Genomic DNA, 15,178 nt, shown 5'->3' with positions numbered 1-15,178 from the left:
CAATCATTAGTAAGAATTCAGAAATCAGGAGCCAGAACTTAGAATGTTATAGAGAGCAAGGAATCTCATTTCTATGGATTCTGTGCAATTATTTATCCCTATAGCTGTAAGCATTGTTTATTCTGAATTCTGAATTCTTGCAATCATCAAGACAATTTGGAATAAAACGTCAGATATATGGACAGGCAATTAATAGAAAACAAAGAACGGAATATTCTGATTTTACATATTGCATTTGCCGCCCTTTGTGTGGTAATCCTCATGGTTCCTCTGGGGCTACCCATAGGCATTCGACTATTCGCCTTAGTCGTTATTTATAATTTGGCTATTCCTGGAATAGGTTTGTGGCTTAAACACAATGACTGGGTTGATTTGTGGCTATTTGTTTTCCCCTTTAGTCTCTTTATGGTCTTGCCAGATTGGTTTCTCTGCTCTGGGCTTGGTGTGCTGGTTTATCCCGAAGATAGTTTTATAAAAATTGGTCCAATACCAGTCTACATGGCTTTTATGTGGACTATTCCTCTTATTCTGATAATCTTGGCAGGAAAGCAAGTACAGAAGCATATTTCTCAGAGAACTGCTTACATTTGTGTAGCTACTGTTTCTTTGCTAATTTTTGGAGTAGCTGAACAAACAATGTGGGCATTGCCTTCATGGTCTTCTCAGAATGTTATGATAATTAATCACTGGGCTGTGTATTTGGTTATTCCAGAAATGCTTCTAGGACTGTCAGCCTATATTGCTTATGAAAAAATTAAGTATAAGACTATACTAAAAAAAGCTATGACTGCATTTTTAATAATGCTTTTGTTCTGGTTTAATCTTGTGTTTTTTTATTTTTTCGTAGAGAAGGTGCTGCTTGAGCTGCAAATATTATAAAATGCAATAGATCAACAGGGGCAGGGTAAGCGGGTTTTTAATATAAATTTTACTCGTTTTATTAGTTAGGCGATCGCACAAGTGAAAAATAAACAGCTTGACCCGAATCTTTGTTTTTTCTCTTCCAACCTGCCGCTGCGGATGACTTAATTCAGCTTGCCTGCAAACTCCAAAAAGCAATATAATTAGTAGTCTGTAATTCGTAATTTGTAATTGTATTGGTAATTACAAATTACAGTCAGATCTCCGACAACTTTTACAAAGTCGGGGTTCTTGTAACCCATTAGAATTAATGAAACAAACCACTAGTTGGGGTAGTTGTGATGATTTACAGCGGTTTTCAAGTAGATAAACCACGCTCTTTGGGGCAAAGAAAGGCTAGCCTTTGCCCCTACAAAAATCTGTGGTTCAATTAGCTGAAAATAGCTGTAATTTCTAATTCCTTCCTTTTCTAAATTTTTCTAGTTATTTTGAACCAGAGTTATTCGGAATCGCTGCGGTAATTTGACGTAGCAACATCACTCCCCAATAAGGAACAGGAGCAAGTAACACAGTACCCGTTCCCTCGAAGGTATTGACTAAAAACTCTCCTGAAGTCATTGAACCAAAAATAGACTTAGTGGCTTTTTCAACTCGATAATTTAAGGTACTTGTGCGAGCAATTGCAAAATTACCATCCACAACTAAACGGTCATTTTGCAAATGCACCTCGTCTACAAGTCCTTGTGCTACCATGACCACTTTACCTCTGCCTTTGACTTTTGTTTGAAACAAGCCTTCACCACCCACTAACCCAGCAACCAATTTATTTCGCTCAACACCCACTTCTACAGAACCATCACTTGCCCAATATGCCCCACTATCCAAAATCCATTCAGTGCCGTTTAATTCCATGATATGAAATCCAGATAAAGAAGGCTCCAAATATAATTCACCAGTTCCTGTATAAGTGGGGCGAAAAATGTTTTCGCCTGTTGCTAGGGATTTCAACAAACCACCTGCTGAAGGTGCTTTAGATTGCATGGTAATATTGCCACGCATATAGTACAAAGCACCTGACTCTGTCTTCACTGTTTCGTTTTGCAAAAGAACCTTGACTAAACGCAATCCTTCTCTTGCTATAACTTCAAAAATTGCCATTGTTTTCCTCTTTTTTATACAAAGACGTAGACGCTAGATAATAGTCATATCAGGTTCGGTTGATTACTTATCATTCCTGAAGAACCCCACCCCGCCAAAGCTGTGCTTAGGCGGGGTGGGGTGCAGTCAAGCTGCTGAACATAACACATTAGCAAACATTTATAGCAACAAACTGGATGACCTCTGCCAAACCTTCCTGTGTTTTCAAGTTTGTGAAAACAAAAGGTTTCTCACCACGCATTTTTTTAGCATCCCGTTCCATGACAGTTAAATCTGCGCCAACATAAGGAGCCAAATCAGTTTTATTGATTACCAACAAATCAGACTTAGTAATTCCAGGACCACCTTTGCGGGGAATTTTATCACCAGCGGCAACATCGATAACATAAATCGTTAAATCCACCAATTCCGGACTGAAAGTTGCAGCTAAATTATCACCGCCGCTTTCCAAAAAGACTAAATCCAAATCTGAAAACCGCGTCTCCAATTGTTCAATTGCTGCCAAATTCATTGAAGCATCTTCCCGAATAGCAGTGTGAGGACAACCCCCAGTTTCGACACCCAAAATGCGATCGCTCACCAAAGCCTCTGAACGCACCAAAAACTGAGCATCCTCCTGCGTATAAATATCATTCGTCACCACAGCAATCTGATATTTATTACGCATCGCCTTACATAAAGCATCAACCAAAGCCGTCTTCCCAGAACCCACTGGACCTGCAACACCAACTCGAAAAGCGTTCATAAGCAATTAGTCATTAGTCATTGGACTTTGGACAAAAAAGCAAGTTCGCGTGTGATGTCATGGCTGACGGTGTTACGATCGCTCGTCCAAAATCCGTAGTCTAACACTTTAGGGTGCCCAATGGGGTCTTAAAGCCGCTACAACTTACGCAAGAACCGTTTTTCATAGCTTCCCGAGTAGACTTTTCTAAAGCGACAAATTACATCACATCCAAGTTCATGAGCCCTCTTCGTAATGTCGTCAAGCAAACATGAGTTAGCGTCAATGTACTCGCAGGCAGTACAGCATTTAGTTGCAACACACAATTCAAGATTTTCTGGCTCTGTGCCGTAAATATGGACGGGCCACCAAAAGCACTCAGACGGTTTTACACCCTCTGGATGCAGCCTGCACAGGTTTGTTTCGGTTAGAAACTGACAATTATCTTTTTGATTGTAGAGGTAGAACCCGTCGTACTTAACACATCGAGACTCGAATTCACTAAGTTCATTTGCTGAGTTGCCTGCGAGCCACTGAACAATTGCTTGATATTCTTGTTCGGGCAAAAACAACAGACCCGCCTTGCAGCAGCTAGCTTGAGTTAGCTGACATGCATTAGCAAGAGAGGAGTTTATGGAATTGATAGGTGTTTTCATGTGTTATTTTTGACATTGACACTTATAATAGGCTATGAGAAAAAATTAAAACAGTGAACAGTGAACAGTGAACAGTAAACAGTGACCAAAAAAACTAATAACTGATAACTGATAACTGTTAAAATAGCTCCTCAATTTCCTGATTAGCACTTAGCATTCCTACCAAAACTTCGCCTTTTTGTGCCATACCGTCTGGAACCGTGCTTTCCTGTAATTGTGGGGTTTCTGTATCACTTTCGTCAATTTTGGGACGGATCAAAGTCAGAATTATTCCAACCAGCACCATTGCTGCACCAATGAAACTGCGAGCTGAAAAGGTTTCGCCGAGTAGCAAAAATGCGACAATTGCCCCGAACACAGGTTCTAGAGCAAAGAATAGTGCTGCTTCGTGGGCAGATATCCATTGCTGTGCAACTGTTTGGAACAAAATGACTATAGCAGTGGCAACTACGCCAAGGTAGATTAGTACACCTAAACTCGTTTGAATTGCCTCAATGTGTTCAGTCACTCCGAAACCAGCCCACAATATGCCTAGCACTGCTACAACCCAAAGCTGGATTGTAACCAATGGTATGGGTGGGTGGTGTGGCGAAAACATCTCAAGCACAATGATATAAACGGCATCGCTGAAGGCAGAACCCAACAACCAAAAGTCGCCGATAAGAGGCTCCCCACTGTTCCAAGACATCACCCCAATTCCGGCAAAAGCAAGTATCACTGATAGTACCGCCCTAACGGATAGGCGCTTGCGAAACAGTAGCTCAAACAAGGTGACAAAGACCATGTTGAGACCAAAGATAAATGAAGCTTGGTTTGCACAGATAGTTTCCAATCCAATCGTTGCAGTAGCAAAGATTGCAAAAAGTAATACTCCGAGAATTAGCCCGTCACGTACTAACTTTAGACTCAGGTTACGAACAAACGGGGTAAGAATTATTGCCCCAATTGTGAAGCGAATTGCAAATTGCGTAGCTGGCGAAAGACTAGCGATCGCCTCCTTGATTGCTGCAGGAATAGTTCCCAATATTAAAGCTGTAACAACGATCAACACAACACCCAGAGAGTGTTTGTGACTTTCTGGAATAAATTTTATCATAGACTACTTGTAATAATACACCTGATGTCCTCAAGCAATCACTAACATACTCCCCAAAAAATGACCAGCCCTACGAGCCCACCCAAAGCGGGTAGGCATGACGAATCAACCTATAGAAATCCCCTACTTCTCAGGCTAAGCGCGAGTACACTCCCACACCGCTATGGTATATTGCATCCAAGCACATTTGTTGTCGTTTCTTTTGGTCTCTCCATGCCTGACGAATTTCTTCTGACAGACTGTGGAAGGGGTCGAAATACATGAAGTACTGACCTGGCTTGACGGATGGTGCTGTATAGACACTTACACCCGTCTCACGGTTGTAGTATTCGTAGGAATGAATGCAACGCTTGCCACCACCGCCAGGGGCATCTAAGACAAATGTTGGGGTGTTGAAGCCCGCAGTCACACCACGCACATTCTTTTCAATTTCGATAGCAGTTTGAACACTAGTGCGAAGATCTTCGACACCTTTGACCATGTCATGTTGGAAGACATAATAAGGTTGGACGTTAATATAACTCAATCGTTTAACGAGAAGCTGCATTTTTTCAGATGTGTCATTGACGCCACGTAGAAGTACCGACTGGTTACGTACGCTTATACCACGCTCAAACAATTTATCCATAGCGCGTTTGCATATCATCGTGATTTCTTTAGCGTTATTGAAGTGCGTATGGATAGCTACTTGTTTGTGTAATTTACGTCCTAAAAGGAATACTTCCGTGAGTGCGTCTACCCACTTCTCATCGCTGAGAATTTTCATTGGCATGACGGCAAGCCCTTTGGTTGCAAAGCGAATGCGTCGAATATTGGGCATCTGAAGTAACCGAAAACCGACTTTTTTAAGAGCTTCAGCAGATAGATTATATGTGTCACCACCGCTAATGACTATATCCTCAAGCTCTGGACGGGACTCAATGTATTGAAATGCGTTTTCCCAATGTTTGGAATTGAGGGACAGATCAACTTTCTTAACAGTTTCAGTGTCCGCGCCAATAGCATAGCTACGCGTGCAGAAACGACAGTAAACTGGGCATGCATTTACTGTCAAAAAAAGTGCTTTGTCAATGTAGCGGTGTGTCAGACCTGATACTGGAGCATCTTTCTGCTCATGAAGGGAGTCAAGTGTCAGCATCGGGTGGTCTTCATGAAGCTGGGTGCTTACAGGTATAAACTGTTTGCGAATTGGGTCATTCCAGGGGTCATTCCAGTCAATCAAACTCAGCAAATAGGGAGTGACACGAACATTCATTGGTGCCAAATGAAATCCCTTGCTCATAGCTACAATAAAATCGTCGCTAACGACGCCCTTGATTGTCTCGGCGAGCTTTATGAAGTCGGAAATAGAATTTTTTATCTGCCATTTGTAGTCGAGAAATTCGTTTTGAGAAACCTTAGCGAAAACAGGGATTTCACGCCAAAATTCGCCTTCTTGAAGCTCGCGATGCTCAAGAGTGTACATCAATTATATTGCCTCCATGAAAAAATTAGTTTTTTGTTTTTTGTACACAAGTAAGACAATATCATAAACAATAAAATTCGGAGCAACGCGATTTTGTAATATCCACGAACACATCTTTTTTGTCTTTTTGTCCGTTAAGACATTTAAGACAGTTAAGACAGTTAAGACAGTTAAGTGAATAATGATATGGACAGTTAAGACATTTAAGACAGTTAAGACAGTTAAGTGAATAATGATATGGACAGTTAAGACATTTAAGACAGTTAAGCAGATAGTAAAAATTTTTATAACATTTCATGGGAGCAACGCGATTTTCTGAAGTCGGACAAAAACGAGTGAGGATGCTTTGCCCCACCAGAGGCGATCGCTAAACAGAAATTTCGGATTAAATCCTGACTTTTCACGGGATGTGGAAAAGAAAGAGTTGTTCTTTGAACATTAGAGGATGTCTGAAAAGTAAGGAAGCTCACCTAAAACTTCTCAGACATCCTCTCAAAGGCTCAACCTTTAATTTCCGACAGGCTTCCCTGCCTCTTCATTTTGCCCTAACTCCTAAACAACCTTGTATACTGGGTTTCATGCATCATACTTGCCAAAGACAAACCCCAGCTACAACAACCGAGTTCATCATCTTCCAAATTCATAATCTCCACGACTACATCACAAAGCAATCCTTGTAACGATCGCATTAACTGCTGTCCTACTGTTTGTCCCAAAGGAATCAGCTTTACTCCAGCAGTGATCATATGACTTGCCCAAGTATGCAGATATCCCAATAATGCCGCTTTGATATTGATATCCCAATGAGCAGCCCCAATGCCAAAAGCGATCGCATAATTGCAAGGATTACCAACAGCATTGACAATCGGCATAATTTGTGTTTCTAGTTTCCCAAGCAACTGGATGAGCGATCGCCCCATTTGCCAGCTAGAGGTGCGTAATTCTTCGGTTTCCCGAGCAGCAGATAACCACATATTCCAGTACGATAGCGCCTTGAAATCAGCCATTTTGACAGACTGATAAGTTCGTACCATCACCGCCGCCTCTAACCGTATTGCCCCGTAACGCAGTTCTGCCTCTAACCAATGCTGTAAGGCTGCTTGATGAGCGATCGCGCCATTCTCAACCAGCGTTTCCAATCCTTCAGAATAGCTATAAGCTCCCACAGGCAAAGCTGGGCTAGCTAGTTGCAAAAGACACAAAAGATTGCCATCAGTGAGTGTGATGATGTCCATAAGCACCTGGTACTGGGTGAAACGGTGAAAATTCCTCCTTGACTTCCAGCCCAAGTTTTTCTAGCATGGCGCGTAAAACTGGATCAGGAGATAACCGTAAATAGGTCGCTGTGATCTCTACTGGCACATGCCGATTTCCCAAATGGTAAGCTGCCCGTAGTAAATCTAGCTCTGTTTTGGCAGTGACAGTTAAAACTGGTTCTGGTATAGCAATAACTCTTACTAAACTACCACTTGTTTCATCTTGCAGAATATCCCCATCTCGTAACACCGTTCCTCTGGGTAAACCCAAAAACACAATTTGTCCATATTCTGTCTCAAAACGATGACGACTGCGGGTGCGTTCTTCTGCTGTTAAAGCCAGGGTTAAGGTCACTTGTGTATCATCATTGGGCGGTTTACGTTGGGTGAAGGTTAGCATAATTTTCTAGGGTATAGGGAATTACTAAACTCTTTTTTACTTGTGCCTGCCGAATAAAGATAATCAATTCGGGGTAAAAAAATCGAGCAACTATATACACTCAAGCATCGGCAGGCATTCCCGGAAGCACTTGGTAAGCAATACTCGACCATTTAAATACTAAGCTCCAAGTCATAGCACTAGCAATACCAACACCCATTGCAGCGCTACAGGTATACTTACAGGTCATCAAGTCGCGCTGATTCATCCCCGCCTTACTTACGTTAAGGCAGCGAGGAATCGGCGTTCCGGAATTGGGCACTGCGGATTGGGTTGGAGTTGCAAATCCAATTCCTTATCCCAATCGCTGGAATAGGGCGGAGTAGAATCTCTGTCCTCAATTCCTCCCAGTCCAAGGGTCCCTAATCCCTAGTCCCCACTCCCCGTGAATAAAATACTATTTCCGACAGTTGTACTTAATGCTAATGTTAGATAAGTTACGGTAATTTCAAGCACTGAAAATTAATAGCCGTACGTATATATTACTTTTAACTACTCGGCGTAAGTCCCCCACTGAACCTGTACCCAGGTCAGTGGCGGGATATAAGCCGGACGGTGACGAGGGCATCTCTGACCTATGTTGAGCGTAGCTTAACGCGGAAGGAGATGTCCGAATTAGAGCAGAGGGAATCAGAATGCTAAAGGCGGAAGGTTCAGCCGTCTCTGCTGTAGGAGGAGAGGTAAGACCAAGGATGGGGCGAAAGTCTCATCTGAGGCACTCGCCTATGAGTACAGAAGCCCACACTCTACCTGGTACTCCAGGTCAGTGTGGGTAGTTCACTAGTCTCTCGTTTGCAAGATATGACAACGATGATTAGGCATGAAAATGTTCTCCAATGTTGTCGTTTATTGGTAACAGAGCTTAATGGGTAAACCAGATAATCGAAAAAGTCAGGACAGGAGTGCATCTCAAACAATGACTAGGTTAAGCATTGCAGCTTTAGCCTTATGTTTTGGTTGATTGCTACTCATGGGTGAAAGAAAATGTTATTAAAAACTCTTCAAACTTTTGAAACTCCCTCAATTGAAAGCTTGCTGAACCTTTGGGCACAGCGCTATATACCTGACTCATCGTTTCTAGCCTTGTTAAAAGATCCTTTAAACTACAATTCTCTCATTGAGGCAAATTCCCCAGAGGGACGAGCCATAACTGTCACAAAGTTAACAGACAATGTACTAAATCTTAATAGCCAGATGGCTTGGTTACAAACCAAGACCCTCCACAATTACATTCCAAACGTTTTAGATTTAAATGAGGCAAGGCGAATCACGCAATTTGCAACACGGGTGTATAGAAAACTTCTACAAATTTACCAGAAGCAATCACTAAGCCTTGCCCTGCGTACAGCACAACAGTCAGAAGCAGCCGGTTTTTTTGCGCCTCATTCATTTATATCGTTTATATCGTTCGACAAATCAGCACTCACCCAGATATCATACGAGCTTGAGCCAATATTACTGGTATTTCAAGAGCAACTCTTGGCATCTAGAGACTGGCGTGCTTTGGGTTTTATGACAACGCAGTTGAAATTTACAAACAAATTAATCCTAAGTTACCTGACACCTATTGAGCAAGTATTGCTTGGTTCCTACTTAAAGTTTATTGAGGAACAAGTCTCTATGCCTTGGCAACGAATTTGCACTGCTGCTGGTACACATAAGTTGGGGTCATCAGCATTATCTCTGGTAGAGCAAATGATATCAGTTGCTGAGGAAATAGCCCAGACTGTTCACCATCGGCTTATTCAATTATTCCCCAATTATCAGAGCCGGAGTGGTTGTTTAACAGATCCAGATGTGGCACATTCGAGCATTCGTGACCTGACTATGTTTCAATCCTACCTATGGTTATCTGTATTAGAGCAGAGCCTAGTTCCAGTGGAGCAGGAACTCGTTAATTTATGCAAGATGGTTTTGAAGGCAATAGAAGTCAAATGGGAGATAGCAGAAATATCAATTCAATTATTAGTGGATGAAGTGCTTAAGGGTTTAACGCCAGAACACCAAGCTATCTTGCTACCTTACACTCAAGCACTTCAGCAGATATTCTTGGAGGTGGGTTATCAGTTACGCAATTAACCCGTGTTCCGATGAAGCGCCGCGATCGCCTTTTTCAATTGAATGCAATACAGGAGGCAGTGCGTTGGGGTTCCCACCAGTGTCCAAACTGCCGTGAGGATTGTAGGAGCGCAGAGGGCTATAAAAAAACTGGCACATACTTGGATGGTATGTGCCAGTAAGTTGGCTGCTATTTTTCCCAGTGACAACCAAAATTAGCAAAATGCAAGCATGAGAAGAAGTCAGGTATACTGAATTCGGTATTCAGAATTTCCCCACGGATAAATCCAGGGGTTTCAGCCACGATCCGACTTACGTTTATTTCTCTATGCTTAAAGCCAAGGGCTTGGAACCTCGGCTGATGAGCCAGGAGTACACTCGCCATTCTGACTCCTGACTCGTGAGTTCTGTTTGGTCAATGTTAGCCGCCAATGGTTGTGCGCTTAACTAAAGGGTCTGCGCCACCTTCCGCTTGTCTGTCTGTAGGTGTCCCGTGCAGTCTTGGATCGGGTACGGGTGGTAGGGGTTCTGGTCCTAGCGGTCTGGGATTTTCTACATACTCAAATTGCCCTTTGCCGTCTGGAGTAGGTCCTTGTGCCCAGCGACCTTGAGCACTTTCGGTACCTTCTGAGTGATTCCAGAACTGATAAGCAAACTCGCGCTTCTCCAATTCCAATGGGAAGGAACTGGGAACTGGAGTGTCTTCCAGTCCATCTGCTTTTAACTCTTCAAGGGCTGCTAGCCACTGGTTTTGATGCATGGTGTCGCGGGCAATCATGAAACTCAGGGTATCTTTCACTCCTGCGTCGTTGCTCATCTCGTACATCCGCACTGCTTGCAAGCGTCCTTGAGATTCCGCATGGAGATTTGACCGGAAATCAGCCATCAAGTTACCACTGGCGACGATGAAGCGACCGTTCCAGGGATAGCCTACGCTGTCAGCTGCCGTGGCACCCAAACCGGAAACGATAGCGTGTTGGGGGTTCATAGCTCCCGCCATAACATCTACAATCACATCCCGTGGATTGGTACCGCCCATAACCGCGCCCACCACTGGGTCTTGTGCACCTTGTTCTTGTAGTTTGATGGGTGCTTTATTTAATAGGTGAGCAATCATCGTGGCAAGCATTTCGACGTGACCGATTTCTTCGGTACCAATGTCCAAAAGCATATCGCGGTACTTTGCAGGTCCGCGACAATTCCAGCCTTGGAACAGGTACTGCATCATCACGGTCATTTCACCAAAGGTGCCACCAATGAGTTCTTGAATTTTCTTGGCGTAAATTGGATCGGGTTTTTCTGGTGGTCTGAAGTACTGAAGCTTCTTAGTGTGGTAAAACATTATTGTGACCTCATTTGCATACAGGGCGGCACAAATTCAGGCTCAATTGATATTTGTGTCGCCTATGCTTTCTAGGAAACCTATTTAATGCTTGCTCTACCTCACTCTATAGTTAAATAAAAAATACTGAAAAAATAAGTAAATTGACTGAGGTCATTGAGTTGTTAGGCAGAAGACTAAAAATTCTATTTGAGAGACTGCTGTCCTTGTAAATTCAAGAAAAAACCAGAGGTTCAGCCTCTGGTAAGATGTTACTATGAGTGATTCTGGTAAAAAGTAAAGCTGTATAAATTAATCCTCATCCCGTCCGTGAACTTGAGCAGGTGGACTGGTTGCCTCAACGGCGGTGAATGGTTCTAGGATTTTGTAAGTGTGGGATGCTCCTTTTGGCACGACCCAGGAATTGCCAGTTTCTAGTAAAATGACTTGACCTTCGATGTGCAACTCAGCACGACCACTAATGACATAACCAACGGTTTCATATTCCCGCGTTGCTGGTTCTTTGGGTTCGTCAGGTTGTTCGTTCTCCCAAAGACGCATTGAAACAGTTTTGCCGGATGCAAGATATTTTTGACCTTGTTGACCTTTAGGGGAATAAGCGGAGTCTACTTTTTTAACACTTGTGTCAGCCATATTTGTTTCCTCAATAGGGTTTATGAAAAATGAACCGCCAAGGCGCAGAGAACGCACCAGAAAGAAGAGAAGAGTAGGGAAGTGCTAAACTTTGATGGTTTTGCCTGTACGGGCTGCTTCGTAAATGAGCTGCATAAGTTTAACGTCTTGCAAGCCTTCTTCACCAGGAGTTTTGGGCTGTTTATTTTGCATAATAGACTCGGAAAGGTGATCCATCTCTAGGGCAAACTGGTTTTTTTCCTCAATCTTTTGCTCCTCGTTACCGTTCTTGTCCTTAATCACTAGGCGATGTTTGTAGTAGTCGGTGGCTGGATCTAATTCCAAGACAGCATCAGACCCGAAAACTTGAATGCGTTTGGTATTGGAGTAGCCGTAGCTTGAGGTACAGTTGCCAAGGACGCCGCTGGGAAACTGTAGCACGAAGTTGACATTTTCCTCGACCTCACGGAAGCGGGGATCGCCTGGGGTGCTGTAGATCATGGCGCTAATTGCTACAGGTTCCTCGCCAGTAATATACCGTGCGGCTTGCAAGCTGTAGATACCGATGTCGTAGAGGGAACCGCCACCAGCTAGTTTTTTTTGCATTCGCCATATGTCGGCGGGGTCTTTGGGGTTGAGTGTACGTCCGTGGTCTGAGGTGATCAACTTAAGCTTCCCAAGTTTGCCACTTTGAGCAAGTTGAATGGTGGCGAGGTTGTACGGTTCATATTGGGCGCGGTAGGCAATCATCAACTTGCGGTTTGCTTTGTTTGCCGCGTCAATCATTGCTTGGCATTCCTCAACGGTATTCGCCATCGGCTTTTCACACATGATGTGTTTGCCTGCTTGCGCCCCACGAATGCTGTATTCAGCATGCATCCCGTTAGGCAAGATGATATAAATAACGTCTACTTCCGGGTTATTACGGATAGAGTCGTAGTTTTGGTAGTTATAGATATTTTTTGGGTTGATGCCGTATTGCTGTGCGTACTTTTCGGCTTTAGGGCGATCGCCACTCACCAAAGCCACTAACTTTGACCTCTTGCACTCAGCAAACGAAGGCATAATCTGTTCGGTGGCAAATTTACCCAAACCAACGACTGCCCATCCTAGCTTTTTTTCCGGAGGCAAAGACGGTTCTTTAGATGGTGCTGGTGCTGCTTGGCCGAAAGTACGTACAGGTTTGATAATGTGTCCGACTGCCCCAGCAACACTGAGTCCCATGAACCCATAACCTGCTTTATGTAAAAGAGCACGGCGAGATAGTTCTTTTTTAAGGGAGTCAAACATAAGTTATTTAAGATTTAAACGCACAGGAGCGCGGAGTGAATGGGATTAGGGATTAGGGATTAGGGATAGTCAACAGTGAACAGTGAACAGTGAACAGTACCAGCATGGTACTTGATAATTGAAAACTGGTAACTGGTAACTGGTAACTGATAACTGTCGCCAGTCCCCTGTCGCCAGTTCCCAAAGGATGTTAGGGTTTCAGTACAACTTTGATGCAGTTCTCTTTCTTGTGCTTGAAAATTTCGTAACCGTGGGGCGCTTGTTCTAGAGGTAAGCGGTGGGTGATGATAAATGTTGGGTCAATCTTGCCGTTTTGTATGTGCTCAAGTAAAGGACGTAAGTACTTGTGGACGTGGGTTTGTCCCGTCTTGAACGTTAAGCCTTTGTTCATGGCAGCACCCATCGGCACTTTGTCCAAAAAGCCTCCGTAAACACCCGGAATTGATACATGACCGCCTTTACTGCAAGAGAGAATGACTTGGCGCAAGGCTGTAGGTCTGTCTGTTTCTAAACGCACTGCTTGCTTTGCTTTGTCGTATAACGCCATAAAGTCGGTGCCGTGTGCTTCCATTCCCACTGCATCCATCACAGCATCAGGACCACGACCGCCAGTCATTTCTTTGAGGGCTTCGCCAACATCCACTTCTTCATAGTTGAGGACTTCTGCGTTGCCGTATTCTTTTGCCATCTGTAGACGTTCAGGGACGCGGTCTATAGCTATAACGCGTTCTGCACCCAGCAAATAAGCGCTCTTGATAGCGAATTGTCCAACTGGTCCACAACCCCAGATAGCAACGATATCACCAGGTTTGATGTTGCAGTTCTCTGCTGCCATATAACCAGTTGGAAAAACATCTGTTAAAAATAATACTTGGTCATCCGTTAATCCATCAGGAATTTTGAACAAGCCTACATCGGCAAAGGGAACTCTGGCATACTCTGCTTGACCTCCAGCGTAACCGCCCATCATATGGGAGTAACCAAATAGACCAGATGGTGAATAACCCATCAACTTTTCTGCCATCCAGCCGTTCGGGTTAGAGTTGTCACACAGCGACCAGTAATCATGTTTGCAAAAATAGCAGTTACCGCAGGATATTGTGAAGGGAACGACAACGCGATCGCCCACTTTGATATTCTTAACTGCGCTGCCAATCTCAACGACTTCCCCCATGAATTCATGACCAAGGATATCGCCCTTTTCCATCGTGGGGATGAAACCGTCGTAAAGATGTAAATCAGAACCGCAAATTGCCGTCGAGGTGATTTTGACTATAGCATCTCGGGGGTTAATAATTTTTGGATCTGGCACCGTCTCGACTCGCACATCTTTGGCACCATGCCAGCAAACTGCTTTCATATTCAATAGTCCTTAATTTAGTGGAGTATGGGGATAGGGAAGTAAGGGAAGATAGGGAATGAAGATACTCCCCCCACTTCCTCCACTTCCCCTACTCTATTTCTACTTATCTAACTTGAGGAGGTTCTTGGTAGTACCCTTCTTTTGTTCCAGTTACTGGCGCAACTGTTTTTTCAACTCTTTTTTCAGTTGAATTCAGAAATTCTTTGGTGCTGCGAGGAAGTTCTTCATTAAGATTGAGTTTTTCGGTGACATTGTCAGCAGTTTCTTTGAGGCTTTCTCTGGCTTGTTCAATCAGGTTGTTGCCGTTACTGGTCGTGGTTGTTTGCGGTTGTGCTTTGTAATAATTCGCCTCTGGTGTTGTGACGTTTTCATCTAGATCGACCGATGCACGGAGATTATCCGCAGTTTCTTTCACCTTTTTTGTGGCTTTTTCAATCAGGTTGTTGTCGTCTTGGATATTGCTTGTATCAGAGCTTGTATCAGAAGGTGTACCCTTGTAATAAATACCCACTGGGGATTTCACGGTTCCATCACTACTGCCAGAACTACTGCCAGAAACAGATTCACCAATATTGCTGACTTTTTCTCTGACATTATCAGCAGTTTCTTTCAGATTTTTTCTGGCTTTTTCAACCAGCTTGTTGTCGTTTTGGATATTGCTTGTACCAGAGCTTTTATCAGAGCTTGTATCAGAAGGTGTCCCCTTGTAATAAATACCCACTGGAGATTGTACGGTTTCTTCAGCTTGTGCTATCAGTGAGTTACCGTAGCCTAAAGCCTGCATTACGAAAAATGTTAATCCTACTAGAAAAACAGTCAAAATCTGACGCAAGCGATTCATACAATTCCTCCGATATA

15 protein-coding genes and 1 pseudogene are annotated in these 15,178 nt (G+C 43.5%); 3 read left to right on the top strand and 13 right to left on the bottom strand.

Annotated features, from left to right (window positions below):
- Positions 1–177 precede the first annotated feature (177 nt).
- Complete coding sequence (locus tag V5G28_RS34965; RefSeq protein ID WP_332996198.1) at positions 178–879, top strand: DUF6989 domain-containing protein; 702 nt, start codon at positions 178–180, stop codon at positions 877–879.
- Positions 880–1,344: 465 nt separating this feature from the next.
- Here the strand turns inward: V5G28_RS34965 and V5G28_RS34960 are convergent, their stop codons facing one another.
- From V5G28_RS34960 to V5G28_RS34930, 7 genes are all read right to left on the bottom strand, one after another.
- Positions 1,345–2,019 carry an AIM24 family protein gene (locus V5G28_RS34960; RefSeq protein WP_332996196.1) on the bottom strand — a complete coding sequence of 225 codons (675 nt, stop codon included), beginning with the start codon at positions 2,017–2,019 and terminating at the stop codon, positions 1,345–1,347.
- Between the two features lie 148 nt (positions 2,020–2,167).
- Complete coding sequence (gene ureG, locus V5G28_RS34955; protein WP_332996194.1) at positions 2,168–2,764, bottom strand: urease accessory protein UreG; 597 nt, start codon at positions 2,762–2,764, stop codon at positions 2,168–2,170.
- Between the two features lie 753 nt (positions 2,765–3,517).
- A complete protein-coding gene (locus V5G28_RS34950) occupies positions 3,518–4,495 on the bottom strand; it encodes a DMT family transporter (protein ID WP_332996192.1) in 978 nt (325 codons plus the stop codon).
- Between the two features lie 130 nt (positions 4,496–4,625).
- Positions 4,626–5,960 carry a KamA family radical SAM protein gene (locus tag V5G28_RS34945; RefSeq protein WP_332996190.1) on the bottom strand — a complete coding sequence of 445 codons (1,335 nt, stop codon included), beginning with the start codon at positions 5,958–5,960 and terminating at the stop codon, positions 4,626–4,628.
- 545 nt (positions 5,961–6,505) lie between these two features.
- Complete coding sequence (locus V5G28_RS34940; protein ID WP_332996188.1) at positions 6,506–7,195, bottom strand: urease accessory protein UreF; 690 nt, start codon at positions 7,193–7,195, stop codon at positions 6,506–6,508.
- Positions 7,173–7,616 carry an urease accessory protein UreE gene (gene ureE / locus V5G28_RS34935; protein ID WP_332996186.1) on the bottom strand — a complete coding sequence of 148 codons (444 nt, stop codon included), beginning with the start codon at positions 7,614–7,616 and terminating at the stop codon, positions 7,173–7,175. Before ureE ends, V5G28_RS34940 begins: the two co-directional genes overlap by 23 nt.
- A gap of 100 nt (positions 7,617–7,716) precedes the next feature.
- Positions 7,717–7,863 (bottom strand): hypothetical protein, encoded by a 147-nt coding sequence (locus V5G28_RS34930; RefSeq protein WP_332996184.1) that lies wholly within the window; start codon positions 7,861–7,863, stop codon positions 7,717–7,719.
- Positions 7,864–8,263: 400 nt separating this feature from the next.
- On the opposite strand from V5G28_RS34930, the pseudogene V5G28_RS34925 reads away from it, so the two are divergent.
- Positions 8,264–8,431 (top strand): annotated as a pseudogene (locus tag V5G28_RS34925) (RNA-guided endonuclease TnpB family protein); the annotation flags it as partial.
- A 208-nt stretch (positions 8,432–8,639) separates the two neighbouring features.
- Complete coding sequence (locus tag V5G28_RS34920; RefSeq protein WP_332996182.1) at positions 8,640–9,734, top strand: hypothetical protein; 1,095 nt, start codon at positions 8,640–8,642, stop codon at positions 9,732–9,734.
- On the opposite strand, the gene V5G28_RS34915 is transcribed toward V5G28_RS34920, so the two are convergent.
- The 6 genes from V5G28_RS34915 to V5G28_RS34890 all read right to left on the bottom strand — a co-directional run bounded on the left by V5G28_RS34915 (position 9,723) and on the right by V5G28_RS34890 (position 15,161).
- On the bottom strand, positions 9,723–9,872 hold the full coding sequence (locus tag V5G28_RS34915) for a hypothetical protein (protein WP_336231545.1): 150 nt from the start codon (positions 9,870–9,872) through the stop codon (positions 9,723–9,725). The two genes, V5G28_RS34920 and V5G28_RS34915, sit on opposite strands and share 12 nt — an antisense overlap.
- Before the next feature lie 262 nt (positions 9,873–10,134).
- Complete coding sequence (locus V5G28_RS34910; protein WP_332996178.1) at positions 10,135–11,055, bottom strand: manganese catalase family protein; 921 nt, start codon at positions 11,053–11,055, stop codon at positions 10,135–10,137.
- 291 nt (positions 11,056–11,346) lie between these two features.
- Positions 11,347–11,688: a cupin domain-containing protein gene (locus tag V5G28_RS34905; protein ID WP_332996177.1), complete on the bottom strand. Its 342-nt coding sequence runs from the start codon at positions 11,686–11,688 to the stop codon at positions 11,347–11,349.
- Between the two features lie 84 nt (positions 11,689–11,772).
- Positions 11,773–12,957, bottom strand: coding sequence for a Gfo/Idh/MocA family protein (locus V5G28_RS34900; RefSeq protein ID WP_332996175.1), 1,185 nt, complete (start codon positions 12,955–12,957; stop codon positions 11,773–11,775).
- Between the two features lie 190 nt (positions 12,958–13,147).
- Entirely contained in the window at positions 13,148–14,317 is a 1,170-nt protein-coding gene (locus V5G28_RS34895; RefSeq protein ID WP_332996172.1) for a zinc-dependent alcohol dehydrogenase, read from the bottom strand.
- A 106-nt stretch (positions 14,318–14,423) separates the two neighbouring features.
- Positions 14,424–15,161 (bottom strand): hypothetical protein, encoded by a 738-nt coding sequence (locus V5G28_RS34890; RefSeq protein WP_332996170.1) that lies wholly within the window; start codon positions 15,159–15,161, stop codon positions 14,424–14,426.
- Between the last annotated feature and the right edge of the window lie 17 nt (positions 15,162–15,178).

It is taken from the genome of Scytonema sp. PRP1, from assembly GCF_036697665.2.
Taxonomy (GTDB): Bacteria; Cyanobacteriota; Cyanobacteriia; order Cyanobacteriales; family Nostocaceae; genus Kalymmatonema; species Kalymmatonema gypsitolerans.
Note: the sequence above shows the minus strand (reverse complement) of the source record. Positions and strands in the feature narration are given on the sequence as shown.

Bases quoted from the DNA above. Each gene is read 5' to 3' on its own strand.
- V5G28_RS34900 (WP_332996175.1), bottom strand. From the start codon at position 12,957: ATGTTTGACTCCCTTAAAAAAGAACTATCTCGCCGTGCTCTTTTACAT.
- ureE (WP_332996186.1), bottom strand. From the start codon at position 7,616: ATGCTAACCTTCACCCAACGTAAACCGCCCAATGATGATACACAAGTG.
- V5G28_RS34960 (WP_332996196.1), bottom strand. From the start codon at position 2,019: ATGGCAATTTTTGAAGTTATAGCAAGAGAAGGATTGCGTTTAGTCAAG.
- V5G28_RS34930 (WP_332996184.1), bottom strand. From the start codon at position 7,863: ATGAATCAGCGCGACTTGATGACCTGTAAGTATACCTGTAGCGCTGCA.
- V5G28_RS34915 (WP_336231545.1), bottom strand. From the start codon at position 9,872: ATGTGCCAGTTTTTTTATAGCCCTCTGCGCTCCTACAATCCTCACGGC.
- V5G28_RS34950 (WP_332996192.1), bottom strand. From the start codon at position 4,495: ATGATAAAATTTATTCCAGAAAGTCACAAACACTCTCTGGGTGTTGTG.
- V5G28_RS34965 (WP_332996198.1), top strand. From the start codon at position 178: ATGGACAGGCAATTAATAGAAAACAAAGAACGGAATATTCTGATTTTA.
- ureG (WP_332996194.1), bottom strand. From the start codon at position 2,764: ATGAACGCTTTTCGAGTTGGTGTTGCAGGTCCAGTGGGTTCTGGGAAG.
- V5G28_RS34895 (WP_332996172.1), bottom strand. From the start codon at position 14,317: ATGAAAGCAGTTTGCTGGCATGGTGCCAAAGATGTGCGAGTCGAGACG.
- V5G28_RS34940 (WP_332996188.1), bottom strand. From the start codon at position 7,195: ATGGACATCATCACACTCACTGATGGCAATCTTTTGTGTCTTTTGCAA.
- V5G28_RS34945 (WP_332996190.1), bottom strand. From the start codon at position 5,960: ATGTACACTCTTGAGCATCGCGAGCTTCAAGAAGGCGAATTTTGGCGT.
- V5G28_RS34905 (WP_332996177.1), bottom strand. From the start codon at position 11,688: ATGGCTGACACAAGTGTTAAAAAAGTAGACTCCGCTTATTCCCCTAAA.
- V5G28_RS34890 (WP_332996170.1), bottom strand. From the start codon at position 15,161: ATGAATCGCTTGCGTCAGATTTTGACTGTTTTTCTAGTAGGATTAACA.
- V5G28_RS34910 (WP_332996178.1), bottom strand. From the start codon at position 11,055: ATGTTTTACCACACTAAGAAGCTTCAGTACTTCAGACCACCAGAAAAA.
- V5G28_RS34920 (WP_332996182.1), top strand. From the start codon at position 8,640: ATGTTATTAAAAACTCTTCAAACTTTTGAAACTCCCTCAATTGAAAGC.